We start from the raw sequence: 24231 nt of genomic DNA on the forward strand, positions 1-24231 counted from the left end.
CCGGTCAGAAGCCGGGCGGCCTCGGCAGATCGGGGACGGAGACGTCCGGCACGAGCAGGGCGCCGCCGGCGAGGAGGGCGAGCAGCGCGGTCGCGCCGAACAGGCTCACCCAGGCGAGGCCGGGCACGCCGGTCAGGTGGGCGAGCTGGTCGGCGTCGGAGCTCGGCGCCATGTGCCGGGCGCGCATCCGCTGCAGCTCGATCACCGGCCGGGTCGCGGCGAGCAGCAGGAACCACGCGGCCAGGTAGGCGAACCCGGCCTGGACCTCGGCGCTGCCCAGCCACGACACCCCGAGGATGATCGCCCCGGTCGCGACCACCGAGAGCGCGCCGTAGGCGTTGCGGATCATCACCAGCATCGCCGCCAGCAGCGCGAGCGAGAACCACAGCATCAGCGTGATCCGGCCCCAGGCGAGCAGCAGCGCGAAGAACAGCCCGAGCAGCGGCGGGGTGACGTACCCGGCCAGCGCCGTGAAGATCATGCCGGGGCCGTGCGGCTTGCCGCGCGACACCGTCACGCCCGAGGTGTCGGAGTGCAGCTTGATGCCGTCCAGCTTGCGGCCGGTGAGCAGCGCGACCAGCGCGTGCCCGCCCTCGTGCGCGATCGTGACGGTGTTGCGGGCGATCCGCCAGGTGGGGCCGTGGAGCACGGCGCCGAGCGCCACGAGGCCGACGAGGCCGACCAGCCAGAGCGGCGGGTCCGGTTGCGACCCCGTCAACCGGTCCCACATGTCGCCGATGCTCACGTCTTCCACGTCCACCTCGGAGTTCCTCGTCGCGATGCCCAACCTTAGGACGCTCCGGACGATGTCCGCGTTCGGTTCGTGACGGATCGGGGTTGATGTTGGGGATCGCCCCGTCTCCGGCCCGTATTGCCGTTAGGGTGCCGTCCCGTCGGCAGGGACGGGGGTCCAGGGGCGGATGACCGAGAACACGGGGATGGACGCGGACGCGGTGGCCGGGCGGTTCGCCCGGCTGTTCGGCGCGCTCGCGGGCAACGTCGAGCGGGTCGTGCACGGCAAGCGGGACCGGATCGAGCTGGCGCTGATCTGCCTGCTCGCCGAGGGGCATCTGCTCGTCGAGGACGTCCCGGGCGTCGGCAAGACCACCCTCGCGCGGGCGATGGCGGCGTCCGTCGAGGCGAAGTGGACGCGGATCCAGTTCACCCCCGACCTGCTGCCCGGCGACATCACCGGCGTCTCGGTGTTCCACCAGGGGACCGGCGCGTTCGAGTTCCACCCCGGCCCGATCTTCGCCAACCTCGCGGTCGCCGACGAGATCAACCGGGGCTCGCCGAAGACGCAGTCGGCGCTGCTGGAGGTCATGGAGGAGCGCCGGGTCACGGTGGACGGCGTCCCGCACCCGGTGCCGCGCCCGTTCATGGTCATCGCCACCCAGAACCCGGTGGACATGGACGGCACGTACCCGCTGCCGGAGGCGCAGCTCGACCGGTTCCTGATGCGGATCTCGATGGGCTACCCCGACCACCGCGCCGAGGTGGCGCTGCTCGCGGGCGCGCCCGCCGCCGCCGCGCTCGACCGGCTGCCGCCCGTGCTGGGCGGCGAGGACCTCGCCCGCGCCATCGAGTTCGCGCAGCGGCTGCACGTCGCGGCGCCGCTGCACGACTACCTGGTGCGGGTCGTCGCCGCCACCCGCGACCATCCCGACCTGCGGCTCGGCGCGAGCCCCCGGGCCGGGCTGGCGCTGCTGCGCGCCGCGCGGGTGCGGGCGGCGGCGGCCGGCCGGTCCTACCTCGTCCCCGAGGACGTGAAGGCGCTCGCCGTGCCGGTCATCGCGCACCGGCTGCTCGTGACGCCGGACGCGGAGCTGCGCGGGCGGACCGGCGCCGACGTGGTCGGCGAGGTGCTGCAGAAGGTGCCCACGCCGCAGGCCGCCGGGGTCTAGCGGTGCTGACGCCGCTCGGGCGGGGCACGGCGGCGGCCGCGGTGCCCCTGTACGCGGCCGGCTGGTGGCTCGGCTACCCCGAGCCCGCCGCGCTCGCCGCGGCCGGGCTCGCGGCGGTCGCGGGCGCCCTGCTGTGGACGCTGCCGAGGCCGCGGCTGGACGTTCGCCGCGAGATCGCCCCGGCGAAGGTGGCGCGCGGCGAGCCCGCCGTCGGCGTCCTGCACGTGACCAACCGGGGGCGCGGGGTCCGCGGGCTCAGCGCGCAGGACGCCGCCGGATCCGCCGAGGTCGCGGTCGCGATCCCGCGGCTGCGCGCGGGCGGCGGCCGCACGGTGACCTACCGGCTGCCGACCGCCCGGCGCGGCGAGATCACGGTCGGGCCGCTGCGGCTGGTCCGGGCCGACCCGCTGCGGCTGGCCCGCCGGGTGCGGGAGTACGGGGAGCCGCGCGTCCTGCTCGTCCGGCCCCGGACGGTGCCGCTGCCGGTGCTGCCGTCCGGCCGCGCCCACCACCTGGAGGGGCCGACGAGCGACCGGTCCCCGGCGGGCACGGCGACGTTCCACGCGCTGCGCGAGTACATGGCCGGCGACGAGATGCGCCACATCCACTGGAAGTCCTCGGCCCGTACCGGGACCCTGATGGTGCGCCGGCTGGTGGACGCGAGCCTGCCGACCACGACGGTCGTGCTGGAGACCCGGTCGGCGGCGTGGCCGGAGCCCGACGACTTCGAGCTGGCGGTGGACGCGGCGGCGTCCGTGGCCGCCGGGGCGGCGGCCGCGGGGTTCCCCGTCCGGATGCTGACCGGCGGCGGCCCGCTCGCCGCCACCCGCGGCGGTCCCGGCGACCTGGAGGTCCTGCTCGACGCCCTCACCACCGTCCGGACGGACGAGGGCGGGCGGCCCGCGGCCGACGCGGTGCGCGGGGTGCGCGCGGGCGGCTCCCTCGTCGTCGTCACGACCGGCGGCGCCGAGCTGGGCCGGATCGCCTCGGTGCGGTCCCGGTTCGACCGGGTCGTGGTGCTGCGCGTCCGCCCGGCCGGGCCCGCGCCCGCGCCGCCCGGCGTCCACCCGGTCGACGTGACCGGCCTGGACGGGCTGGCGGAGTCGTGGCGGCGCCTGGGGAGCGCCCGGTGACCCGGTACCTGTCGCTCGCGGTGACGGCGTGCCTGGCCGCCGTCGCGGGCCTGGCGTTCCAGCGCGTGTTCGGGCTCGGGCCGGTCGTCCCGGTCGCCGCCGTCGCGGCCACCGTCCCGACCGTGCTGTGCGGGCTGCTGTCGGGCCCGCGCAAGAAGGGCCCGTGGCCGCTGTGGATCTCGCTCGTGCTGACCGTGCCCGCCTGGGGCGCGACGGTGTCGCTGACCGTCCTGCGCCCCGCCCTGAGCGACGGGACGCTGCCGCAGACCCTCCGCGAGGGCGTGCTCAGCTCGTGGAAGGCGATCCTGACCACGCTGCTGCCCGCGCCCGCCGAGCCGGAACTGCTCGTCCTGGTCAGCGTGGCGGTGTGGCTCGCGGCGTTCGGGTCCGCCGAGCTGGCGCTGCGGACCTCGACCCGCGCCGTTCCGGCGCTTCCGGCGCTCGGCGCGTGGGCGGTGGCGCTGCCGCTCGGCGCGGGCGGCGCCGGCTCGAACCTGCCGCTCGCCGCCGCGACCGCCGTGCTCGTCGCCGTGCTCGTCCTCGTCCGCGCGGACGGCCCCGGCGCGGGCGCCGGCTGGCGGCCGCTCGCCGCGGGGGCGCCGGTCGCCGCCGCGCTCGGCGCGCTGGCCTTCGCCGCCGGGCCGCTCGTCCCGGTCGGCGCCACCCCCTACGACCCGCGCGAGCAGGTGCAGGCGCCGCCGCCCCGGCTGCGCGACGGCGTCAGCCCCCTCGACCGCGTCGGCGGCTGGCTGCTGGCCCCCGGCCAGGCCATGTTCACCGTCCAGTCGGACCGGACGGAGACCGAGCGGCTCGCCGTGCTGGACCGGTTCGACGGCGTCACCTGGTCGTCCGCGGCCCGGTTCGTCCCGACCGGGAGCCGCGTCCCGGCCGGTCCGGAGCCGGGCAAGAAGCACGAGGTCGCGCAGCGCATCACGATCCAGGACCTGCCCGGCGTGTGGGTGCCCGCCCCCGACCGGCCCCGGCGGGTGGACGGGCTGCCCGTTGTCGCCGACCCCGCCAGCGGCGCCCTCGCCGCCGACCGGCCGCTGCGCCCCGGCCAGACCTACCGCGTCGAGGCCGCCGTCCCAGAGTGGACGGCCGCCGACCTGGCCCGCGCGGGCGTCGCGGCCGACGCGGAGGCGGACGCCGCGCGCGAGCTGCCGTGGGGGCCGGGCGCGAAGAAGCCGCCCGTGCAGATCGCCGAGTTCCGCCGGTTCGCGCAGGCCGCGACCCGCGGCGCGGCGACGCCGCTGCAGAAGGCCGCGCAGCTCGCCGAGTACCTCAAGGTCTTCGCCAGGTACGACGTGACCGCGCCGCCGGGCCACTCCTACCGGCAGATCGACTACTTCCTCGCCGAGGGCAGGCGCGGCACGCCCGAGCACTTCGCCACCGCCTACGCCCTGCTCGCCCGGACGATCGGGCTCCCGTCCCGCGTCGTCGTGGGGTTCGAGGGCGGGAAACGCGAGGGCGGCACCGTCCTGGTCCGCTCCGGCGACGTCATGGTCTGGCCCGAGGTCAAGTTCGACCGGCTCGGCTGGATCCGCTTCAACCCGCTCCCCGACAGCGGACGCCCGTCCAAGAAGAGCGAGGGCGTCGCGGCGGGGGAGACCGAGCAGAAGCTGGAGCAGGCCCAGAAGAACGCGGCCGCCCAGCAGAACGACCCTGGCCCGGCCAAGACGACGCAGAAGCAACAGGCGGGCCCGGCCGCCGCCGAAGAGGCGCCCACGCCATGGTGGGTGTTCGCCTTGATCGCGGTGGGCGCCGCCGTCATCGGCTACCTGTGCGCCGTCCTGCTCGCCCCCGCCCTGCGCAAGCGCCGCCGCCGCACGGGACCGCCCGCCGCGCGCATCACCGGGGCCTGGCACCAGGCGCTCGACCACCTCGCCGACGCCGGGCTGTCCACGGTGCGGACGCTGACCGCGCACGAGGTCGCGCGCTTCGGCGCGTCCGCCGTGGGGGAGGAGGCGGGCGGGCATCTGCGGCCCCTCGCCGACCTGGTCAACCACAGCCGGTTCGCCCCGTCCGGCCCCGACCCGCGCTCGGCCGACCGGGCGTGGCACCACACCGACGCGCTCGGCCGCCTGGTGACCGCCAAGGCCGGCCGCCTCCGCCGGTTCCGCCGCCGGCTGCGCCCCGGCTCGCTGCGGGACCGCCGGGCGGTCACGCCGGAGGCACGCTGACCCCGATCTCCCCGCCCAGCACCGCGCCCGCCTCCAGCTCCAGGTCGTCCCCGCTCCAGAACCGGCCCGGGTCGAACCAGTTCGGGCGGCGGCCCTTCGGCAGCAGCCCCATCGCCTGGTAGGTCACCGCGACGATCTCCGCGCAGAACGCCGTCTCCAGATCCATCTCCCGCTCCGCCGGCCGCCGGATGGGCACGCGCCCCCGCAGCCAGCGCGTCGCGAGCTTCGACGTCGAGGGGAACGGGGTGCCGTCCAGCCGCGCCACCGCGCGCAGCGCCGCGTCCTCCATCGCGCGGGTCGGCGGCGGCTCCAGCTGCCGCAGCCACGCCCGCTGCCCGTACCGGTTCCCCCACGCCAGGACGGCCTCGCGCAGGTCGTGCAGCTGCGCGCCGCGGTGGTGCCCGCCCGTCCACATGTCGCGCAGCGAGCGGCCCAGCTCGGCGTGCCACATCAGCGGCGGCAGGTCGTCCAGGACCAGCGCCATCCCGACATGGTTGACGGGGCTGTTCGTGGTCATCTGGATCGCGCGGTCGGCGACCGTCCGGCCGCGGAACAGCCACACGTCACCGGTGCGGGTCAGGTCGACGGCCTCGTCCAGGGAGATGCTGGTGCCCGGCATGGTCGCTACCGTAGCCGCATGCGACTGTGGAAGAGCCGGGCCCTGTGGAAGGCGCTCGGCGTCGCCGGGTTCGTGGGCGTCGCCGCGACCGGCGCGGTGATCGTGCGCTCGGAGCGGCGCCGCCGCGCCTACACGCCCGAGGAGATCCGGAGCCGGCTGCACGACCGGATCGCCGAGGAGACCGGGGAGCGGCCGTGACGCCGCGCCCCGTCCGCGCACCCGGCCCGGACGACCTGGACCGCGCCTGGCGCGCCGTGTCCGCCGTGCTCGACCCGACGCCGCTCGTCCCGGCGCCCGGCCTGGCGCCCGGCGCGCTGCTGAAGCTGGAGACGTGCCAGCCGACCGGCTCGTTCAAGGTGCGCGGCGCCCTCGCCGCCGTCGCGGCACTGCCGGAGGGCGTGCCCGCCGTGACGGCCAGCGCGGGCAACCACGGCCTCGGCATGGGCCACGCCGCCGCGCGGGCCGGCGCCGACGTGACCGTGGTCGTGTCGACGCGTGCGTCCCGGGTGAAGGTCGAGAAGATCGCCGCGTTCCCGGTGCGGCTCGTCGAGCACGGCCTGACCTACGACGAGGCCGAGGCGCACGCGGTCACCCTGCCGGGACGGTTCGTCTCGCCCTACAACGACCCCGACGTGATCGCCGGGCAGGGCACGATCGGCCGCGAGCTCGACGCGCAGGCGGCCGGGCCGCTCACCGTCGTCGCGCCCGTCGGCGGCGGCGGGCTCCTCGCCGGCCTGTGCCTGTGGGCCCGCGAGCGCGGGGACGTCCGGGTCGTCGGCGTCGAGTCGGCGGTCTCGCGCGGCGTGTCCGCGTCGGTGGCGGCCGGGCGGACCGTCGAGGTGCCGGTCGGCGAGACGTTCGCCGACGGGCTGCCCGGCAACCTCGAACCCGGCTGCGTCACCCCCGCGGTCATCGGGGACACGGCCGCGCTGACCGCGGTCACCGATGACCAGATCCGGACGGCGCTGCGCTGGCTCTTCCGCGAGCACGGCCTCGTCGCCGAGGGCGCCGGCGCGGCGGGCGTCGCCGCCGTTCTCGCCGGTGAGGTGCGGGTCGAGGGCCGCCTGGTGGTCGTCGTCTCCGGGCGCAACATCACCGTCCCCACCTACATCGAGGCGATCCGCGAAAACTGAGGCATCCGGGAAAACCCGGGCGGACACGCTCCGGGCCCACTACGGTTCCGTCCGAAACGGGGCAGGTGAACGGGTGTGCGTGTGCGTGTGTTCGGGGTCGATCGGCTGACGGGGCAGATCGCGGTGGGGCTCGTCGGGGTGCTCGTCATCGCGGCGGCCGTCTACGGGGTGGGGGTCGCCAGCGCCAAGTACCGGCTCGCCGACGTCGGCGCCTGGCTGACCGCCCGCACCAAGGGCGTGGTCGTGCACGTCAACGGCCCGGCCGGCAAGGTCGACGGCAAGGCGGGCGTCGTCCCGCAGATGCGCGGCCACAACATCAGGATCGTGCAGGACGGCGGCACCGTCCTGATCATCGACGAGGACACCGGCGTCGTCAGCCGGCTGGACCCCTCCCAGCTCGACATCGGCACGAGCCGCCCGCTCGGCAAGGGCATCCAGGTCCTCGCCGGGGCCGGGAAGGCGTACACGGTCGACTCGGTCAAGGGCGTCGTCCAGGAGATCGACCCGGTCGCGCTGACCCCGGTGGGGCAGGCCGCGACGCTGCCGCCCGTCCTCGGGCAGGCGGGCATCGACGCGCGCGGCGCGCTCTGGGTGCCGGTCGCGAAGGACGGGCAGGTCGCGGCGTTCACCGGCGGCCGGCTCCGCCCGCCCGTCCGCGTCGGCGCGGCGGGCAGCGACCTCGCGCTCACCATGGCGGGCGGCGACCCGGTCGTCACCGACTCGACCGCCGGCACCGCCACCGTCGTCAAGCCGTCCGGGGCGAACCTCACGGTGAAGCTGCCCGCGACCGTCCGGCGGGCGGGGCGCGGCGGCGTGCTCGCCCCCGCCGCCACCGACGGCGCCGTCGTCCCGATGCTGGTGCCGGGCGCCGGATCGCTCGTCACCGTCGACACCGGAACCGGGCGGTACTCCAGCACGCGGCTCGCGATGCCGAAGCACCGGTACCGGCCGCCGCAGATGCTCGGCGCGAAGGTCTACATCCCGGACGAGACCGCCGGGGCCCTGCTGGTCTACGACGCGGCCGAGCACCGCTTCGAGGCGCCCGTCCGGGTCACCGGGCGGCCCGCCAAGCTCGACGTGTTCGTCCGCGACGGGATGCTGTGGGCGAACGACCCGTCCGGCCCGCGCGCCGTCGTGGTCGACGGGCAGGGCGCCCGCAAGGGCGTCGACAAGTACAAGGACCGGGTGCCGGGCGGCCAGAAGCGCCGCGCGATCCCGCTGCCCGGCGACGGGGACGCTCCACCGCCGCCGTCCCGGCCGCGGACGCCGTCCCGGAGCCCGGAGCCGCCGGGGCCCGGCGAGCCGCCGAGCGCGCCGTCCAACGTCTCCGTGACGCCCGGCGCGGGCACGATGCAGGTCGGGTTCCAGCCGTCGCAGGGCGAGGGCGTCATCGGCTACGTGCTGAAGGACGTCCCGTCCGGGCTGGCAGCGAGCCCGTCCTCGATCCGGCAGGGCGCGGGGCCCTTCACGTTCACCGTGACCGGCGGCGACTGCGGGCGCGAGTACCGGTTCCGCGTCGCCGTCCGCTACCGCGACGCCCGCGGCCGGACCCGCGAGCTGGTGTCGGCGGCGAGCGACCCCGTCCGGCCGTGCGTGACGCCGGGCGCGCCGACCGGCCTCACCGCGCGGGCGTCGACGTCCGGGACGCAGGTGTCGTGGACGCCCCCGCCCGGCGCGGAGAACCTCACCTACCGGCTCGCCTACGACGGCCCGGTGAAGGGCTCGGTCACGGCGACGGGCACGTCCGCCGTGCTCGGCGACGTGTGGACGAACGGGAACTACACCTTCACCGTCACCGCCGCCAACGACGCCGGCACCGGCGCGCCCGCGACGCTCCGCGTCGGGCTGACCGGCCCGGCCGCCAAGTACCCGGTGGAGCGCAACGGCAACTCCGACGCCTACATCCGGGCGACGCCCGACGGGAAGAACGGCGCGCTCGTCGCCACCATGCACGACAACAACGGCGAGATGGTCATCGTCCACTGCCAGGTGAAGGGCGCGTACTACACGCACCCCAACGCCGCCAGCCTCGCCGGTGACATGTACGCCAAGATCACCTGGAGCGGCAAGACCGGCTACGTCCTCGGCTACCTGGTCAACACGCCCGGCGACTGGAAGAGCTTCGCCGGCCCCGCCGTCTGGAAGTGCGGCTAGCCGCGCGGCTCGTGGCACCGGCCGCGCGGCGGTGTGACTGGCCGCGCGGCGGTGTGACTAGCCGCGCGGCGTCGCCCCGCCCTTCGCCGGGCGCAGGCAGGCGGGGGCCGACCAGGCGACGTCCGGCGCCCGGCCCTGGGTGAGGCGCACCACCGCGCCCACCTTGAAGCAGACGGCCGCCTTCGGCCGCAGCCCCGGCACGGTCGCCGACCGCGACCCGGCCGGGGCCGTCGTCACCGCGTTCGACCCGGCGGGCTGCCGCTGGACGAGCAGCGGCAGCCCCCGCGCGTCGGCCGGCAGCGCCCAGCGCAGCACGGCCGTCCGCCCGGTCTGCCGGACGGTGAGCTTGCGCGGGCGCAGCGCCGCGAGATCCTCGGCCGTCACGGGCCCGTGCTGCGCCTGCGGGGTGGTCTGGGACGGCTGCGGAGCGGCGCCCTGCTGCCTGCCCTGCTTCCCCTCTCCCGAGTCCCCGCCGCGGTTCGCCAGCGCGAGCGCGCCGACGCCGAGCGCGAGCCCGCCCACGAGCGCGACGCCGGCCGCGACCATCAGCCCGCGGCGCGGCCCGTCGTGCGGCCGCTCGGGCAGCGGCGGGGGCGGGCCCGCCGGGCCCGTGTGCGGGGTGGTCGGGCCGGTGTGCGCCGCCGTCGGGCCGGTGTGGTGCGGTGCGGTCGGGCCCGTCCTGCCGAGGCTGCGCGCGTGCGGGTCGCTCGCCGTGGGCGCCCACTCGGGCACGAGCGGCGGCCCGGGCAGCCCCGGACCGGGGGAGGGCTGCGCGCCGGCGCCGCCGATGGCCACGTCCGTGACCGGCAGGCCCAGCTCGGCCTGCACGCGCTGGAGCGCCCGCGCGAACTCCACGGCGGTAGCGAAGCGCTGCTCGGGCGTCTTCGCCATCGCGTGCCCGATGACCTCCGCGACCTGCGGCGGGACGTCCGCCCGGGGGATCGGCGGGGGCGGCTCGTGCAGGATCCGCAGCATCAGCGGCGCGATGCCCTCGCCCGGCGGGCCCTTGAACGCCGGCCGCCCCGCGAGCAGCTGGTAGAGGGTCGAGCCGAGCGAGTAGACGTCGGCGCCGACGCCGGGCTGCCGTCCCTCCAGCACCTCGGGCGCGGCGTGGTTCGGGGTGAACGCCTGGGTGTGCGTGGCGTCGAAGGAGTCGACCAGGCGGGCGATGCCGAAGTCGGCGAGCGCCGGCTCCCCGTACCGCGACAGCAGCACGTTCTGCGGCTTGACGTCCCGGTGCAGGACGTCGGTCTCGTGGGTGGCGGCGAGCGCGCCGGCCATCTTCACCCCGATCCGCAGCACGTCCGCGACCGGCAGCGGCCCCTCGGCGGCGAGCCGGTCGGTGAGCGCGCCGTGCTCGAAGTACTCCATCGCGATGTACGGCCGCCCGGCGCGGGTGGTGCCGGTGTCCAGCACGGTCACGATGTTCGGATGCCCGGACAGCCGTCCGGTGATCTTGCATTCGCGCTGGAAGCGCCGCATCGCCGCGGCGTCCACCGCGCCGACCGACAGCACCTTCAGCGCGACCGTGCGGTCGAGGCGCTCCTGGTGCGCGCGGTACACGACGCTGAAGCCGCCCTCGCCGACCTGCTCCAGCACCCGGTAGCCCGGGACGTCCTCCGTCATGGATCCGGGAATCCCTCTCCGTCGCTCGTCTCGTCCCGGACGCGGCGGGGGCGCGCGGGTCCGGCGCCGTGCGGCGCGGGACGGTACCCGGGGAGGGCAACAGCGTAGTGCCTTCCGCCCCGGTGCGCGCCACATACGGAAATGAGATGACATTTCTTTTCGGTCGGTTAATCGTTGTCCCAATTCCGCGCCGTCCGCCGCCCGCAGCGCTCTAACCTCGGATTTCCGCGACGAAGGAACGGCCCAGAGGGAGTGGCCCGCCGTGACGGAAGATGTCATGACGAATGCCCGGACGGAAACGCCGCCGGCCAAATCGGCGTACCCGGACCTTGTCCGGATGGCGTATTTCGTTCTGCCGGGCAAGGGCAAGCGCGTCTACCGGCTGGCGATCGCCCGCCGGATCGTGGACGGCACCGCGCGCGGCGCGCGGGACCGGTCCCCCGCCGGGCTCGCCCGGCGCCGCACCCGCGTGCTGCGCCGCGCGCTGCACCCCTCCCGCCGCCTCCAGATCGGCCTCGGCCCCTGGCTGCGCGCGCTGCCCGCGCGGCTGCCCGACCCGGCGCTCACCGCGGCGCTGTCCCGGCTCGCGCCGCACGTCCGCGCCGCCTACGTGCTCCGGTACGTCGAGGGGCTGCCCCGGTACGAGATCCGCGACCAGCTGATCGAGCTCGGGGTGCGCGACCCCTGGTCGGCGATCCGCGCCGCCGAGGCCGTCCGGGTGCCCGCGCCGCGCGGCGCCGACCGGTTCGACGCGGAGGCGCTGCGGCCCGTCCGCACCCGGTCGGTGCTGCCGCTCGCGACCGCCGCGATCCTCACCGCAGGGCTCGTCGGCGCGCTGGTCGCCACCGAGCGCGACGACTCCGGGGCGACGCCCGCGCGGGCGCCCCGGCTCGTCGCGGCCGCCCCCGACGCCTGGACGCGCGGCGCCCGCACCCTGGACGCCTGGCCCGCCCGCGGCGACCTCGCCGGCGACCGGGCCTTCACCCGGCGCGCCGCCGCCGCGTGGGCGAGCGCCCCCGGCGACCGCCGCGCCGCGGGCGGCACCGCCCAGCTCCTCTACGCGGGCCGCCTCGACGGCGCGCCCGTCGCCGTCATGCGGCGCGGCGACCGGCTGGCCCGCTACGGCCCCGGCGGGCTGGAGGTCACCGCCGCGGGCACCGGCCCGTCCGCCCCGATCGCCCTCGGCGGCGGCCGCTACCTGCTCGCCCCGTGGGAGCCGCGGCCCGAGACCCTCGGCGGGGACGCGCTGCCCGTGTCCGGCGGCGTGACCGCGCCGGTCCGCGCGCGCTCCGACTGCGGGCGGGGCCCGCTGTTCCACCTCGGCTCCCGCACGGTCGGCGACCTCGGCGGCCCGCGCGCCGCCGACCTCGGCTACCACACGCCGTCCTGGCGGCCGGGCGGCGCCGACCGCCCGGCCCGCCTCGGGAAGGGCGCCCGCCTCACCTGGGGCCGGGTGGCCTGCGCGACGCCCCGCCCGGCGCGGCCGGTGGCGGCGGCGACGGCGCACGACTTCTGGTCCGGCCGGCTGCCGCACGGCGGCCCGTCCGCCGACTGGATCTGCGCCCGGCTGGACTACGCGGCGGGCGGCACCACCGCGCAGGCGGTGCTGCTCGGCGCGGACGACCGGCCCACCGGCGCCTGCGACCCCGCCCGCCCGGTCAGCGGGACCTGGTGGCGGGCGCCGTCCGACCGCTGGTACTACGTGGCGGCGGCGGGGCGCGGCCTCGTCCCGCACGCGGGCGGCGTCGGCCGCTCGACGACGCGCAAGGGCCTGCTCGTCGGCACCGGCACGCCGCGCACACCGGTCGCCCTGACCGCCCGCTGAGCCCGCGTCAGCGGCCGCTTACCTCGATGGTGCACACTGGGGGGATACCGAACACGATTCAGGGAGTCGCAGATGGGCAAGGGGCCGCTGTCCGGGGTACGGGTGATCGAGCTGGCCGGGATCGGGCCCGGCCCGTTCGCGGCGATGCTGCTGGCCGACCTCGGCGCCGACGTGATCCGGGTGGACCGGGCCTCCGCCGTCCGCCCGGGCGAGGCGACCGGCGGCACCGACTTCAGCAACCGCGGCAAGCGGTCCATCGCCATCGACCTGAAGAGCGAGCGCGGCCGGGAGGTCGTGCTGCGGCTGGTCGAGAAGTCCGACGTGCTGCTCGAAGGGTTCCGCCCCGGCGTCACCGAGCGCCTCGGCATCGGCCCGGACGACTGCCTCGCCCGCAACCCCAGGCTCGTCTACGGCCGCATGACCGGCTGGGGGCAGGAGGGGCCGCTGTCCCACACCGCCGGCCATGACGTCGGCTACATCGCGGTGACCGGCGCCCTGCACGCCATCGGCCGCGCCGGCGGGCCGCCGCAGGTCCCGATGAACCTGCTCGGCGACTTCGCCGGCGGCAGCATGTACCTGATCGTCGGCGTCCTGTCCGCGCTGCTGGAGTCGCGGGCGAGCGGCGAGGGCCAGGTCGTGGACGCCGCCATCGTGGACGGCACCGCGCACCTGTCCACGTTCATCCACGGCTTCCTCGCGGGCGGCCTCTGGGAGGACCGGCGCGGCGTCAACATGCTCGACACCGGCGCCCCCTGGTACGACGTCTACGAGACCTCCGACGGGCGGCACATGGCCGTCGGCGCCATCGAGCCGCAGTTCTACGCCGAGTTCCTCCGCCTGCTCGGCCTCGACGGCGAGGACCTGCCGCACCAGCACGACCGCGACGGCTGGCCCGCCCTGCGGGACCGCTTCGCCGCCGTCTTCCGCACCCGGACCCGGGACGAGTGGACGGAGGTCTTCGTCCCCAGCGACGCGTGCGTGGCCCCCGTCCTGTCCATGAACGAGGCCGCCGAGCACCCCTACAACACGGCCCGCGACGTCTTCCCCGAGATGGCCGGGCACCGCCAGCCCGCCCCCGCGCCCCGCTTCTCCCGCACCCCCGGCGCGACCGACGGCGTCCCGGCCCTGCCCGGCGGCCAGACCCGCGCCGTCCTGGACGACCTCGGCTTCGACGACGCCGACACCCTCCTGAAGGAGGGCGCCGTCGTCCAGTCCTGACCTCCGGGCCCGGTGGCCGCGCCCCGGCGGGCGCGGCCACCGGCTCCCGTCAGGGCGCGTCGGCGCGCCGCTCCTGGCGGGAGCCGCGGCGCAGGCCGATGGACATGACCTCGCTCGGTCCGTCCAGTTCGAGGCGGTGCCAGCGCCCGCGCGGCACGATGACCGCGGTGCCGGGGGTCAGCCGCGCCATCTCCTCCTCGCCGCCCGGCTCCTCGGGGCGGAAGTAGACCCGCAGGCCGCCGGACAGGCAGCACACCGCCTCCTCCGCGGCCGGATGCACCTCCCAGTGGTCGGCGTGCACGTCCGCGTCGGTGCGCACGCGGAAGGCCGCGAGCTGCCAGCCGCCGTCGTCGGTCGTCATGCGGGGCTCGCCGGCGCGGACGGCGCCGCCGGGGTGGAACGCGAGGGCGGACTCGAACAGGTCGATCGGATTCATGAGCGTGTTCCTTCCAGTCGGTCTTGCGTGGGTTCGGGTGCGGGCGGCCGCGCCGAGGCCGGAGCGCGGCGGGGGAGCGCCGCCGCGACGGCGGCCGCGACGAGGAAGAGGGCGGCGGCGACGGTGAGGCTCAGGGCGTAGCCGTCGTTCAGCGCGGACGCGGTCGCGGCGCCGCCGGTGCGGTGGGCGGCGACGGTGGCGAGGGCCGCCAACCCGACGCAGCCGCCGAGCTGGCGGGAGCTGTTGACCAGGCCCGAGGCCATCCCCGCCTCGCGGGGCGCGACGCCGGTGGTGGCCGCGACGGTGACCGGGGCGAGCACGAGGCCGGTGCCGACGCTGCAGAGCAGGGACGGGCCGAGGACGTCGGTGAGGAACCCGCCGCCCGGGCTGATGAGCGCGAACCAGCCGAGGCCCGCCGCGCCGAGCAGCCCGCCGGGGATCAGCGCCGCGCGCGGGGAGCGGGCCGAGGTGATGCGGGTGGCGGCCACCGTGCCGGCGACCAGCCCGATGGAGAAGGGCAGGAACGCGGCGCCCGTCGCGGCCGCCCCCATCCCGAGCACCTCCTGCAGATAGAGCGACACGAAGTAGAAGGCGGAGAACTGGCCGGCGGCGGCGAGGAACACGATGACGTTCGCGCCCGCCACCCAGCGGCCGCGCAGCAGGCCGAGGCGGACGAGCGGCGACGCGGACCGGGACTCGGCGAAGGCGAACGCGGCGAGGAGCACGGCCGCCGCCGCGAGGGTGCCGAGCGTCGCCGGGGACGTCCAGCCGAGCGTGTCGGTGCGGACGACGCCGAACACCAGCAGCCCGATGCCGCCGGTCGCGAGCACCGCGCCGAGGACGTCCAGCCGGTCCCGCGCGGCGGTGCCCGCCGCCGCGGGCACGCCCGCCGGGACGAGCGCCAGGGCCGCCGCGACGATGGGCAGGTTGACCAGCATCACCCAGCGCCAGCCCGCGTACTCGGTCAGCAGCCCGCCGGCGAGGACGCCCAGGGCGCCGCCCGCCGCGTTCACCGCGCTCCAGACGCCGAGCGCGCGGACGCGGGCGCGGCCCTCGAAGGTCGTGGTGAGCAGCGCGAGGGCGGCCGGCGCGACCGCCGCGGCGCCGAGGCCCTGCCCGGCGCGGGCGGCGACGAGCTGCCAGGGCGCCTGGGCCAGGCCGCCGGCGAGGGAGCACAGGCCGAAGACGACGAGGCCGGCGGTGAACAGCCGGCGCCGCCCGTACAGGTCGCCGGCCCGGCCGCCGAGCAGCAGGAACCCGCCGAAGGTGAGCGCGTAGACGTGCACGACCCAGGCCAGGCCGACCGGCGCGAAGCCGAGGCCGGCCCGGATCGCGGGCAGTGCGACGTTGACCACCGCCATGTCCAGGGCGACGACGAACTGTGCGACGGACGCGGCCGCGAGCACCACCCCGGGTCGCCCCCGAGTATTTTTGTACATGTAAGAAAAATAGCTTGAGATGCCGTGCCGTGTCGAGCCCGCGATGATGGGGGCATGCCGCGACAGTCCGCCCAGCGGGGCCGGCCGCCCCGCATCTCCCGCGCGGAGATCCTCGACGCCGCCCGCCGGATCGTGGACGAGGAGGGCGTCGGGAAGCTGACGATGCGCCGGCTCGCGGGGGAGGTCGGCAGCACCCCCATGGCGCTCTACCACCACGTCCGCGACAAGGAGGAGCTGCTCCTGCTGCTGCTGGACGACTACGCCGCGCGGACGCTGCGCCGCCCCGCCGTCCCGGCCGACCCGCGCGAGCGCGTGGTCGCCATGGCGGCGGCGATCCGCGAGGCGCTCGCGGCCTGCCCGTGGATCGTCGAGGTGCTCACCGCCGACGACCTGATGGCGACGTCGGCGCTGTGGTTCGTGGACCAGATCCTCGCGGGCCTGGCCGAGCTCGGGCTGAGCCCCGAACGGGCCGTCCACGGGTACCGGGCGATCTGGTACTACACCGCCGGCGAGATCATCGTCCGGTCGGCGGCGGCCCGCCGCCGCGCCGGCGACGACCGGCCCACCTACCGCGAGCGCGTCTTCGCCGAGCTGGACGGGGCGGAGCTGCCGCGGCTGGCGGAGGTCGCCGGGCACTGGGGGCCGCTGACCGAGCGGGACACCTACCTCGACGGCCTGCGCGCGCTCGTCGACGGGCTCGCGCGCGGCTGACCGGTCCCGGGCCGCAGGTGGGCCGGGGTGCCCGCCGGCGCGGTTGTGAACCGGCTGACAATTTCTCCCCGATAACCGGAGGGCGGGCCACAAGACCGGGCTTTGAGCCGGCCGTACCTTGTGGGAACTCCACCCCGGTCATCACGGCGATGAACGGCCGGGCCCGGTGAAACGCGCCGGGCCGCGGCCCCGTTTCGCCGTGCCCTCATGAGGGAGAAGCACCATGCGTTTCAGACGACTCCGTTCCTGGGCGGTCACGGCCGCGGCGGCGGCCGCCGCCCTCGGCGCGACCGGCATGGTCGCGCCCGCCGCGCACGCCGAGACCAGCCCGGACGGCGCGAACGACTGGAACTGCAAGCCGTCGTTCTGGCACCCCCGGCCGGTCGTGCTCGTGCACGGCACGTTCGAGAACATGGCGTTCAACTGGCAGAAACTCTCCCCGGCGCTGAAGAAGGCCGGATACTGCGTCTACGCCCTCAATTACGGCGGCCCGAAGGACGGCCCCATCCAGGGGATCGGCGACATTCCGACGTCGGCCGGGCAGTTGTCGGCGTTCGTCGACAAGGTGCTCGCCTCGACCGGGGCGTCCAAGGTCGACATGGTCGGGCACTCGCAGGGCGGCATGATGCCCCGCTACTACATGAAGTCCCTGGGCGGGGCCGCGAAGGTCAACAAGCTGATCGGGCTCGTCCCGTCCAACCACGGCACGAACCTGGCGGGGCTGGTGCAGCTCGGCAGCCTGCTCGGCATCACGCAGGCGGTGGTGAAGGCCGCGCCGGCCGCCGGGCAGCAGATCACCGACTCCGACTTCCTGAAGGACCTCAATGCGGGCGGTGACACGGTGCCCGGCCCGTCCTACATCGTGCTGGCCACCAAGTACGACGAGGTCGTCACGCCCTACACCTCGGCGTTCCTCAACGGGTCGAACGCGCAGAACGTCCTGCTCCAGGACAAGTGCGCCAACGACACCAACGCGCACGTCGGCATCGCCTTCGACCCGGTGGCGATCAAGTTCGTGCTGAACTCGCTCGACATCTGGGGCCCGTACTGGCCCATCGACTGCGGCGACCCGCTCGGCTGACCCGCCTCCCGCGGGGCGGCGCCCGGCGGACCCTCTCCCCGCCGGGCGCCGCTCCCGGCTAGAGGCCGAGGCGCTTGGCCGCGATCTCGTTCATGATCTCGTTGGTGCCGCCGCCGATGCCGAGGATGCGGGCGTCGCGGTAGTGGCGCTCGACCTCCGACTCGCGCATGTAGCCCATGCCGCCGTGCAGCTGGACCGCCTCGTGCACGACGTGCTCGCAGGCGAGGACGGCGGTGTTCTTGGCGTAGGCGGTCTCGGTGAGCACGTCCTCGCCCGCGGCGTGCCGCTCGGCGACCGCGCGGACGTAGGTGCGCGCCACGTCCGTCTGCCGGGCCATCTCGGCGATCTTGTGCCGGACGAGCTGGCGGGATGCGAGCGGGCGGCCGAAGGTGTCGCGGTCGCGGACCCAGCCGAGCGTGAGGTCGAGGCAGCGCTGCGCGGTCGCGTACGCCTGGACGGCGAGGGAGAGCCGCTCGGTCACGAAGTTCTGCACGATCTGCAGGAACCCGGTGTTCTCCGCGCCGACCAGGTTCGCGGCCGGCACCCGGACGTCGCTGAACGACAGCTCCGCCGTGTCGGAGCAGAGCCAGCCCATCTTGCGCAGCGGCCGCGACACGGTGAAGCCGGGCGCGCCCTTCTCGATGACCAGCAGCGAGATGCCGTCGAAGCCGGGGCCGCCCGTCCGCACCGCGGTGGTGACGAAGTCCGCGCGGACGCCCGAGGTGATGAACAGCTTGGCGCCGTTGACGACGTAGTGGTCGCCGTCGCGGACGGCGGTGGTGCGGATGCCCGCCACGTCCGACCCGGTGCCGGGCTCGGTGATGCCGAGCGCGCCGATCGCCTCGCCCGCGAGCACCGGCCGGGCGAACCGGTCGATCAGCGCGTCGTCCCCGGAGGCGATGACGTGCGGCAGCGCGATCCCGTGCGTGAACAGCGACGCGACGACCCCGCCGGAGCCGCCCGCCTGGATGATCTCCTCGGCGACGATCAGCGCGTCGAACAGGTCGCCGCCGGACCCGCCGGCCTTCTCCGGGAACCCGGCGCCGAGCAGGCCCGCCGCGGCGGCCCGCACGTGCAGCTCCCGGGGGAGCTCGCCGGCGTCCTCCCAGCCGGCGAGGTGCGGGACGATCTCCCGCGCGGTGAAGTCGCGGACGAGCCGGCGCAGCTCCGCGCGCTCGGGGGTGTGCCAGGGACGCAACGCCGCCTCCATGATGTAGAACCAGATTCGGAATCTAACAGGAGACGGGCGGGCGGCGGAGCGGGGGGCGGCGCGCCGGCCGCCCCCCGCCGGGCGGTCAGCCGACGGCGTCCGCCACGGCCCGCGACCAGAGCGCGAGGGCGTCGTCGACCTGCGCGTCGGTGACGATCAGCGGCGGGATCATCCGGACGACGTTGCCGTACGCGCCGCAGGTCAGCAGCAGCAGGCCGTGCTCGGCGGCGGCCTGGTGCGCCCGCTGCGCGGCGGCGGCGTCGGGCTCGCCGTCCGGCCCGGTGAACTCGCTGGCCTGCATGAGCCCGAGCCCGCGCACGTCGCCGATCTCCGGATGGTCGGCGGCGACCTTGCGCAGCCCGTCGTTCAGCCGCGCGCCCTGCCGCTCGGCGTTGGCGACGAGGCCCTCCTCGTCGATGACCTGGAGCGTCGCGAGCGCGGCGGCGCAGGCGACCGCGTTGCCGCCGTAGGTGCCGCCCTGCGAGCCCGGCCGCGCCTTCTCCATCAGCGCGGTCGGCGCCGCGATCGCCGACAGCGGGAACCCGCTGGCCAGGCCCTTGGCGGTGATGAGGACGTCCGGCCGCGCGTCCGCGTGCTGGTGGCCCCAGAACCGGCCGGTGCGCCCGAACCCGGTCTGCACCTCGTCCATGATCAGCAGGATGCCGTGCCGGTCGGCGCGCTCGCGCAGCCCCTCCAGGAACGCGGGCGGCGCCGGGATGTAGCCGCCCTCGCCGAGCACCGGCTCGACGACGAACGCGGCCGTGTCGGACGCGGGGCTCGCGGTGACGAGCAGGTAGTCGAGCTCGCGCAGCGCGAACCGGGTGGCCTCCTCCTCGTCCCACCCGTACCGGTAGGCCTGCGGGAACGGCGCGATGGCGGCGCCCGGCATCAGCGGACCGATGCCGGCGCGGAACTTGGTGCCGGCGGTGGTGAGCGCGGCGGCGCCCATCGTCCGGCCGTGGAAGGAGCCGTGGAAGACGACGATGTTCTGCCGCCCGGTGGCGTGCCGCGCGAGCCGGATGGACGCCTCGACGGCCTCGCTGCCGCTGTTGAGGAAGAACAGCGAGTCCAGGCCGTCCGGCAGGACGTCGCCGAGCGCGTCGACGAGCCGCAGCAGGGGTTCGTGCATGACGGTCGTGTACTGCCCGTGGATGAGCGTGCCGACCTGCTTCTGCGCCGCCTCCACCACGCGCGGGTGGCAGTGCCCGGTGTTGGTGACGCCGATGCCCGCGGTGAAGTCCAGGTGCCGGCGGCCTTCGGTGTCGTAGAGGTAGACGCCCTCGCCGCGTTCGGCCAGGACGGGTGTGGCCTGCTTGAGCAGGGGTGACAGCGTCGCCATGCGCGTCCCTCCGGTAGATTGTCGACAATCTGCAATCTAGGTGCCCCCGGGCCCGGTGTCCAGGGCCCCGGGTGCCCGGGGGCGGTGCCCTCCTCGGGGCGGCTACGGCCGGGAGGCGCGCAGCCGCTGGATCGAGTCGGTCATGTGCTCCTCGATGAGGACGAGCAGCCGCTCCTCCTCGCCGTCGCCGATCGCGTCGACCAGCCGCCGGTGCTCCTCGACCAGGTCGGACGGCTCGGGGTAGGTGTCCTGGAGCGCGTTCAGGCACATCCGGGTCTCCACCAGCAGGGTGTGCGCCATCCGCTCCAGCCGGGGGCTGCCGGACGAGCTCACCAGCACCTCGTGGAACGCCTGGTCGGCGTCGCTCATCGCGACCCGGTCGCGCTGCTGCGCCGCCTCGACGAGGGCGTCCAGGGCGTCGGTGAGCCGGGCCACCGCCTCGCCGCGGTTGCGCGCCATGATCAGCCGGCACGCCTCCCGCTCGATCGCGAGCCGGGCCAGGTAGACGTCCTCGACGTCGCCCTCGTCCAGCGTGATCACGAACAGCCCGCGGTGCGGCTCGCTGACCAGCAGCCCCTCCTGGACGAGCCGCTGCATCGCCTCGCGCAGCGGGCCGCGGCTGATGCCGAGGCGCCCGGCGAGCTCGGCCTCGCCGAGCTGCGCGCCGGGCTCCAGCGACCCGTACATGATCGCCTCGCGCAGCTCGTCGGAGACGAGTTCGACGGTGGACTTGCGGGGGACAGGTTCCAGCTCACCCAATCGGCCCATGCCGCGGGCCCCTTTCGCTCATAGCTGCCAGGTATGTCGTCCCGGCCCGGCCCCCTGGCCGGCGGGGACGGCGGAGACGTCGGCGGGCACGGCGAACAGCCGGCCCAGCCCGGTTCGCGGCGCGAGCCCCCCGGGGCCGGACGCGAGCCGCAGCCCCTCCCACACGCTCACCTGGTTCGCGGTCAGCACCGGCTTGCCCACCCGCGCCTCCAGCTCGTCGAGCCAGGACACGGTGTGCAGCGCGGTGTCGGGCACCAGCACCGCCTCGGCGTCCGGATGGTCGTTCGCCGCGACGAAGGCCAGCACCTCCTCGCGCCCGAGGGTGCCGACCTCGGCGGCGGTGACGATGCCCCGGCAGGACAGCGCCACCACCTCGACGCCGGCGTGCGCGAGGAAGGCCACGAACCGCTCGGCGACGTCGGCCGGGTAGGTCGCGGCGACCGCGACCCGGGTCAGCCCGAGCGCCGCCGCCGCGTGCACGAACGCGAACGACGTGCTGGACGCGGGCACGCCCGCCGCCGCGCGGACGCCTTCGACCTGCCGGGCGGCGCCGTCCCAGCCGAACACGAAGCTCCCGCTGGTGCAGGCCCAGACCGCGGCCTGGACGCCCATGCCGCGCAGCGTGCGGGCGCCCTCGCCCAGCACGTCGTCGCCCCCGATGTCCAGCAGCGCGTCGACGCGGTGCGCGTCCTCGCGCATCAGCGTGTGGACGACCGGCAGGGCGACTCCGCCGGGCCCCTGGCCCCGCAGGGCGCGCTCGATCGCGGGGTAGTCGTCCTCGGCGCTGTACCCCGGGTACAGGAATCCGGCGCTCACCGTGTTCTGCCGCATATGCCCGCCAACCCTACCTTCGCCGATCATGGACCCCATGGCGGTCACGCCGCCGTGGACGGCGCGAGCTGCGCCAGCGACTGCCCGGGACCGGCCGCGGAGCGGCCCATCGCGCGCAGCGCCGAGCACATCGTCACCTGGTTGGCGGTCAGCACGGGCTTGCGGATCATCTGCTCCAGCGGGGCGATGATGTCGTAGGTCGGCACGTTCGTGCAGCTGATGAAGACGGCCTCGGCCTCGGGGGCGTCCACCGTCGACACCGCGGCCACGATCTCGCCGTAGCCGACCTTCCAGATGTGGCTGAGCAGCCCCATCCCGACCGAGGACACCACCTCGATGCCGTACTCGCCGAGGAACGACACGAGCCGCTCGGTGACCGCGTCTATGTACGGCGTGACGACCGCGATGCGCGAGACGTTCAGCAGCCGCAGCGACTCCACCAGCGCGCCGGAGGTCGTCGTCGACACCGGCGCGCCGGCCGACATCATCGACTGGTGCAGCTCCAGCTCGCCCGCCTTGCCGCGGATGAAGCTGCCGGACGCGCAGGCGTAGGCGACGGCGAGCGGCTCGGGGGCGAGCACGTCCCGGGTCGCCTGCCGGACGATCGACTGGTCGGACAGCGCGGACGCCATCTCGACGGTGACCGGCACCGGGACGTACGGCAGCCGGGTCATGAAGAGCGAGACGTCGTCGGGCGTCCACCGCCACAGCTCGCGGTCGAGCGCGAAGTCGAACGGCGCGACCACCCCGATGCCGTGCTGGGCGAGCAGCTCGGGGCCGACGACCAGCGTGGGGTCGAATGTCATCTGCGAGGCCACCGCTCTAGGACTCGGCGCGGCGGTAGACGAGGCGCTCGCCGACGCCGCCGGAGCGCCAGACGTCGTTGCACGCCTCCGCCATCCGGTCGAGCCCGTCGACGATCGTCGCGTAGACGTTGCCGGGAACCCAGCCGACGTCCCCGTTGAGCAGCAGGTTGTTGCGGCCGTAGAAGATCGCGAGGTCGATCACGCCGGGCAGCGCGTGGATGTTCTTCTCCTCCTTGAACTTGCGGTCGAGCATCCCGCCCGCGAAGGAGAAGTAGACGACGTCGCCCGGAATGGGGGTGACGGTGGGGTTCTCCAGGCCGACCTCGTCCTCGGAGAACCGTTCGACCATCGTGTACACCTCGTTGCGGGCGTACTTGGCGTGGTACGCGTCGCCACCGAGGGGCAGGGCTTGCCACACCGCCTCGCAGGTCCGCGGCGCGTCCTTCTCCAGCAGCTCCGCGACGCACGAGACGCCACGACGCTCCAGGGTGATGGTCATGAGCTTGGGCATGCTGGACCTCCCCGTGAACAGGGGTTGGCGAGAGCGTCGCCACCCGAAGGACTCTCCATGTTTGCGGGAGGCGGACCCCCGCACCCCCGCGAACGGGGGTCTAGTCAGAGCGCTCTGGGATCCGTCCTGGCCTGTGCATGGGCAACGGTTGCGACGGTCTTGCAGCACACATACCCAGTGCGGTGAACCGGGGCCGCGGTCCAACGCGCTGATTGTTGACAATCCTACGAACCCTTCCTAGCGTGTCAATGCCTCTCCGAGTTGCCTTCACGTAAACTCCGCCGACCCGGAAGTGACGCCGATGGAGCCTGTCCAGCCCGCACCAGGTGAGCCGCCCGGCGTGGTGGTGCTCGTGGGGGACGCCGAGCCCCGCGAAATGGCGGCGGCGGAGCGGCTCGCGCGCGTCCGGTACGTGCGCGAGAACGCCCTGGCGCAGGCGCTTCCCGGCGCCGACGCGGTCTTCATGTGGGACTTCCTCTCCGACGCGCTCGCGGCCGCGTGGCCGGCCGAGGGCGGCCCCCGGTGGGTGCACATCGCGAGCGCCGGAGTCGACCGCCTGCTGTTCCCGGCCCTCGTCGAGGGGGACACGGTTGTCACCAACTCGCGAGGGATTTTCGACGAGCCGATCGCCGAATACGTCCTCGGGCTGGTACTCACTTTCGCCAAGGATTTGCACACCACCGTCCGGCTCCAGGGCGAGCGGCGCTGGCGGCACCGCGAGACCGAGCGCATCGACGGCGCCCGCGCGCTCGTGGTCGGCACCGGGCCGATCGGCCGCGCCATCGGTCGCCGGCTCGCCGCCGCCGGGCTCGCCGTCACCGGCGCGGGCCGCACCGCCCGCGACGCCGACCCCGACCTCGGCACCGTCGTCCCGATGGAGGGGCTGGACGCGGCGCTCGCCGCCGCCGACTACGTCGTGCTCGCGGCGCCGCTCACCGAACGGACGCGCGGCATGATCGACGCGGCGGCGCTGGACCGGATGCGCCCGTCCGCGCGGCTGATCAACGTGGGCCGGGGCGCGCTGGTCGCCGAGCCCGACCTCGTCAAGGCGCTGCGCGCCGGCCGGATCGCGGGCGCCGCGCTGGACGTCTTCGAGGACGAGCCGCTGCCGCCGTCGTCGCCGCTGTGGGAGATGCCGAACGTGCTCGTGTCCCCGCACATGTCCGGCGACGTGGTCGGCTGGCGGGACGAGCTCGTCCGGCTGTTCACCGACAACCTCGGCCGCTTCACGGCGGGGCGCCCGCTGCGCAACGTCGTCGACAAGCGGCTCGGCTACGTGGGTTCCGGCATCGAGCAGAGGGGGTAGC

At 75.5% G+C, this 24231-nt stretch carries 22 protein-coding genes; 11 read left to right on the top strand and 11 right to left on the bottom strand.

The genetic code is table 11. The features are described 5' to 3' along the window. Positions 1–4 precede the first annotated feature (4 nt). Positions 5–730, bottom strand: coding sequence for a M50 family metallopeptidase (locus tag ACGFI1_RS12315; protein WP_301177992.1), 726 nt, complete (start codon positions 728–730; stop codon positions 5–7). 190 nt (positions 731–920) lie between these two features. Between ACGFI1_RS12315 and ACGFI1_RS12320 the strand changes: the two genes are divergently transcribed. The 3 genes from ACGFI1_RS12320 to ACGFI1_RS12330 are packed head-to-tail and all read left to right on the top strand — an operon-like array spanning position 921 to position 5217. Further along, positions 921–1904, top strand: coding sequence for an AAA family ATPase (locus ACGFI1_RS12320; protein WP_301177986.1), 984 nt, complete (start codon positions 921–923; stop codon positions 1902–1904). Positions 1905–1906: 2 nt separating this feature from the next. Continuing rightward, positions 1907–3037 (top strand): DUF58 domain-containing protein, encoded by a 1131-nt coding sequence (locus ACGFI1_RS12325; protein WP_392785071.1) that lies wholly within the window; start codon positions 1907–1909, stop codon positions 3035–3037. Then, a complete protein-coding gene (locus tag ACGFI1_RS12330) occupies positions 3034–5217 on the top strand; it encodes a DUF3488 and transglutaminase-like domain-containing protein (RefSeq protein ID WP_392785073.1) in 2184 nt (727 codons plus the stop codon). The genes ACGFI1_RS12325 and ACGFI1_RS12330 overlap by 4 nt, the downstream gene beginning before the upstream one ends. On the opposite strand, the gene ACGFI1_RS12335 is transcribed toward ACGFI1_RS12330, so the two are convergent. Next, a complete protein-coding gene (locus ACGFI1_RS12335; RefSeq protein ID WP_301176692.1) occupies positions 5198–5836 on the bottom strand; it encodes a hypothetical protein in 639 nt (212 codons plus the stop codon). The two genes, ACGFI1_RS12330 and ACGFI1_RS12335, sit on opposite strands and share 20 nt — an antisense overlap. Positions 5837–5854: 18 nt before the next feature. Here ACGFI1_RS12335 and ACGFI1_RS12340 point away from each other — a divergent pair, with 18 nt between their 5' ends. The 3 genes from ACGFI1_RS12340 (at position 5855) to ACGFI1_RS12350 (ending at position 9123) form a co-directional block, all read left to right on the top strand. Continuing rightward, the gene (locus ACGFI1_RS12340; protein WP_364553559.1) at positions 5855–6034 is read left to right on the top strand and encodes a hypothetical protein; all 180 of its coding nucleotides are present in this window, start codon (positions 5855–5857) and stop codon (positions 6032–6034) included. After that, positions 6031–6969: a threonine ammonia-lyase gene (locus tag ACGFI1_RS12345; RefSeq protein WP_392785075.1), complete on the top strand. Its 939-nt coding sequence runs from the start codon at positions 6031–6033 to the stop codon at positions 6967–6969. Before ACGFI1_RS12340 ends, ACGFI1_RS12345 begins: the two co-directional genes overlap by 4 nt. Positions 6970–7044: 75 nt before the next feature. Next, positions 7045–9123, top strand: coding sequence for a fibronectin type III domain-containing protein (locus tag ACGFI1_RS12350; RefSeq protein WP_392785077.1), 2079 nt, complete (start codon positions 7045–7047; stop codon positions 9121–9123). A gap of 57 nt (positions 9124–9180) precedes the next feature. Here the strand turns inward: ACGFI1_RS12350 and ACGFI1_RS12355 are convergent, their stop codons facing one another. Then, the gene (locus tag ACGFI1_RS12355; protein ID WP_392785079.1) at positions 9181–10749 is read right to left on the bottom strand and encodes a serine/threonine-protein kinase; all 1569 of its coding nucleotides are present in this window, start codon (positions 10747–10749) and stop codon (positions 9181–9183) included. A gap of 337 nt (positions 10750–11086) precedes the next feature. Here ACGFI1_RS12355 and ACGFI1_RS12360 point away from each other — a divergent pair, with 337 nt between their 5' ends. Further along, positions 11087–12574, top strand: coding sequence for a hypothetical protein (locus ACGFI1_RS12360; RefSeq protein WP_392785081.1), 1488 nt, complete (start codon positions 11087–11089; stop codon positions 12572–12574). A 72-nt stretch (positions 12575–12646) separates the two neighbouring features. Then, positions 12647–13792 carry a CaiB/BaiF CoA transferase family protein gene (locus tag ACGFI1_RS12365; protein WP_386869735.1) on the top strand — a complete coding sequence of 382 codons (1146 nt, stop codon included), beginning with the start codon at positions 12647–12649 and terminating at the stop codon, positions 13790–13792. A 49-nt stretch (positions 13793–13841) separates the two neighbouring features. Here the strand turns inward: ACGFI1_RS12365 and ACGFI1_RS12370 are convergent, their stop codons facing one another. Further along, positions 13842–14228, bottom strand: a complete 387-nt coding sequence (locus tag ACGFI1_RS12370; RefSeq protein WP_386869733.1) for a cupin domain-containing protein — start codon at positions 14226–14228, stop codon at positions 13842–13844. Continuing rightward, the gene (locus tag ACGFI1_RS12375; RefSeq protein WP_364553554.1) at positions 14225–15667 is read right to left on the bottom strand and encodes an MFS transporter; all 1443 of its coding nucleotides are present in this window, start codon (positions 15665–15667) and stop codon (positions 14225–14227) included. The genes ACGFI1_RS12370 and ACGFI1_RS12375 overlap by 4 nt, the downstream gene beginning before the upstream one ends. 54 nt (positions 15668–15721) lie before the next feature. Here ACGFI1_RS12375 and ACGFI1_RS12380 point away from each other — a divergent pair, with 54 nt between their 5' ends. Together ACGFI1_RS12380 and ACGFI1_RS12385 are read left to right on the top strand one after the other, a co-directional pair. Continuing rightward, a complete protein-coding gene (locus tag ACGFI1_RS12380; protein ID WP_392785083.1) occupies positions 15722–16378 on the top strand; it encodes a TetR/AcrR family transcriptional regulator in 657 nt (218 codons plus the stop codon). A gap of 223 nt (positions 16379–16601) precedes the next feature. After that, on the top strand, positions 16602–17459 hold the full coding sequence (locus ACGFI1_RS12385) for an esterase/lipase family protein (RefSeq protein WP_138637689.1): 858 nt from the start codon (positions 16602–16604) through the stop codon (positions 17457–17459). Positions 17460–17517: 58 nt separating this feature from the next. Here the strand turns inward: ACGFI1_RS12385 and ACGFI1_RS12390 are convergent, their stop codons facing one another. From ACGFI1_RS12390 to ACGFI1_RS12415, 6 genes are all read right to left on the bottom strand, one after another. After that, positions 17518–18657 (bottom strand): acyl-CoA dehydrogenase family protein, encoded by a 1140-nt coding sequence (locus ACGFI1_RS12390; protein WP_392785085.1) that lies wholly within the window; start codon positions 18655–18657, stop codon positions 17518–17520. A 97-nt stretch (positions 18658–18754) separates the two neighbouring features. Then, positions 18755–20008: an aspartate aminotransferase family protein gene (locus ACGFI1_RS12395; protein WP_138637687.1), complete on the bottom strand. Its 1254-nt coding sequence runs from the start codon at positions 20006–20008 to the stop codon at positions 18755–18757. A 102-nt stretch (positions 20009–20110) separates the two neighbouring features. Beyond that, on the bottom strand, positions 20111–20776 hold the full coding sequence (locus ACGFI1_RS12400) for a GntR family transcriptional regulator (protein ID WP_138637686.1): 666 nt from the start codon (positions 20774–20776) through the stop codon (positions 20111–20113). Between the two features lie 18 nt (positions 20777–20794). Beyond that, positions 20795–21607: a maleate cis-trans isomerase family protein gene (locus tag ACGFI1_RS12405; RefSeq protein WP_392785087.1), complete on the bottom strand. Its 813-nt coding sequence runs from the start codon at positions 21605–21607 to the stop codon at positions 20795–20797. Positions 21608–21651: 44 nt separating this feature from the next. After that, on the bottom strand, positions 21652–22413 hold the full coding sequence (locus ACGFI1_RS12410) for a maleate cis-trans isomerase family protein (RefSeq protein ID WP_171069097.1): 762 nt from the start codon (positions 22411–22413) through the stop codon (positions 21652–21654). 16 nt (positions 22414–22429) lie between these two features. Beyond that, complete coding sequence (locus ACGFI1_RS12415) at positions 22430–22912, bottom strand: DUF3830 family protein (protein WP_171069098.1); 483 nt, start codon at positions 22910–22912, stop codon at positions 22430–22432. Between the two features lie 313 nt (positions 22913–23225). Here ACGFI1_RS12415 and ACGFI1_RS12420 point away from each other — a divergent pair, with 313 nt between their 5' ends. Beyond that, on the top strand, positions 23226–24230 hold the full coding sequence (locus ACGFI1_RS12420; RefSeq protein WP_392785089.1) for a D-2-hydroxyacid dehydrogenase: 1005 nt from the start codon (positions 23226–23228) through the stop codon (positions 24228–24230). The last annotated feature ends 1 nt before the right edge of the window (position 24231 follow it).

Source organism: Actinomadura geliboluensis (genome assembly GCF_043197915.1).
Classification (GTDB): domain Bacteria; phylum Actinomycetota; class Actinomycetes; order Streptosporangiales; family Streptosporangiaceae; genus Spirillospora; species Spirillospora geliboluensis.